Annotated in this window: 2 protein-coding genes; both read left to right on the top strand. The window is 69.8% G+C overall.

What is annotated here, in order from left to right; genetic code table 11:
• The first annotated feature begins 155 nt into the window (after window positions 1–155).
• On the top strand, window positions 156–434 hold the full coding sequence (locus ACFVZW_RS04215; RefSeq protein WP_215066190.1) for a MoaD/ThiS family protein: 279 nt from the start codon (window positions 156–158) through the stop codon (window positions 432–434).
• Between the two features lie 488 nt (window positions 435–922).
• Window positions 923–1126, top strand: a complete 204-nt coding sequence (locus ACFVZW_RS04210; protein WP_005315736.1) for a cold-shock protein — start codon at window positions 923–925, stop codon at window positions 1124–1126.
• Window positions 1127–1260 lie beyond the last annotated feature (134 nt).

Genomic DNA, 1260 nt, shown 5'->3' with positions numbered 1-1260 from the left:
GGCCGGGGCGCTTCGCGGCCCCGCGGGGGGGGGGGGCGCCCCCCCCCCCCCGGGGGGGGGGGGGGGCCCCCCCCCCCCCCGGCCGGCCCCACCCTCTCCCGGACTCCGTCCGGGGGACCCCAGCCCCGCCCCGAAGCCCCGAAGGTGAACCACCCATGAGCGTCAAGGTCCGCATCCCCACCATCCTCCGCACCTACACCGGCGGCCAGGCCGAGGTCGCCGCCGAGGGCGCGACGCTCTCGGAGGTCATCGCCGACCTCGAGAAGAACCACACGGGCATCGCCGCCCGCGTCCTGGACGACCAGGGCAAGCTGCGCCGCTTCGTGAACGTGTACGTCAACGACGACGACGTCCGTTTCGAGCAGGGCCTGGAGACGGCGACGCCGGACGGCGCCGGCGTCTCGATCATCCCGGCCGTCGCCGGCGGCTGCTGAGCCCGCGCGACAGCGGAGCTCGCGCGGCTGAGCCTGCGCGGCTACAGCCCGCGCGCTCCCGAGCGCCGGGGCTCGTCCCACGGGCCCCGGAGTTACCCGCGGTCACCTGAATTGCCCCTTCCGCTGGAGAAGCGGAGGGGGCAATTCTGCATGGTTGAGCGGGGTAGAGTTGGGGAAGTCCCCCCGACTTCCCTTCGCTGCTTGTGCCAGACGCATATGAGAATGCGTCCGCGCCCGACAAGAAGCAGCCAAAGTGTTCGAGTGTTGTGTACCTTCTGCGCACTTTGACGGGCCCGACTTGCCCCGGAATTCAGTAAATTCTCCTTAATTCTCCTTTCCGTCGTGCCCAGATTTCTCGTCCGATTGACCTGTTGCAGAGGGCAGTTGGACAGATACATTCAGCCGCGGTCGACGCGTTCCGGCGCAGGGTCTGACCCGGGTCCGCGAAGTGCGGTCCCGCGCAAGGGCCAGTAATAGGGGAGTTAGGCATGGCTCAGGGCACCGTCAAGTGGTTCAACGCGGAGAAGGGCTACGGCTTCATCGCGGTCGACGGTGGTGCGGATGTATTCGTCCACTACAGCGCGATCCAGATGGACGGTTACCGCACCCTTGAAGAGGGTCAGCGGGTCGAGTTCGAGATCTCGCAGGGCCAGAAGGGTCCGCAGGCGGACATGGTCAAGCTCGCCGTCTGAGCACGGCGCGATCGGCCACCACGTACGCACTCACGCGTTCTCTACGTCGAGGGGTGGGGGCACCAGCGCGCCCGGGGGGCCCCCCCCGCGGGGGGCGGGGGGGCGCCCGGGCGCCCGGCCGCCACCACACGATC

This window comes from Streptomyces sp. NPDC059567 (genome assembly GCF_042735655.1).
Lineage (GTDB): Bacteria > Actinomycetota > Actinomycetes > Streptomycetales > Streptomycetaceae > Streptomyces.
The sequence above is the reverse complement of the archived record's forward strand: the minus strand, read 5'-3'. Positions and strand labels throughout refer to the sequence as shown.

Excerpts from the sequence above, each read along its gene's own strand:
- ACFVZW_RS04215 (WP_215066190.1), top strand. The coding sequence starts at position 156 with ATGAGCGTCAAGGTCCGCATCCCCACCATCCTCCGCACCTACACCGGC.
- ACFVZW_RS04210 (WP_005315736.1), top strand. The coding sequence starts at position 923 with ATGGCTCAGGGCACCGTCAAGTGGTTCAACGCGGAGAAGGGCTACGGC.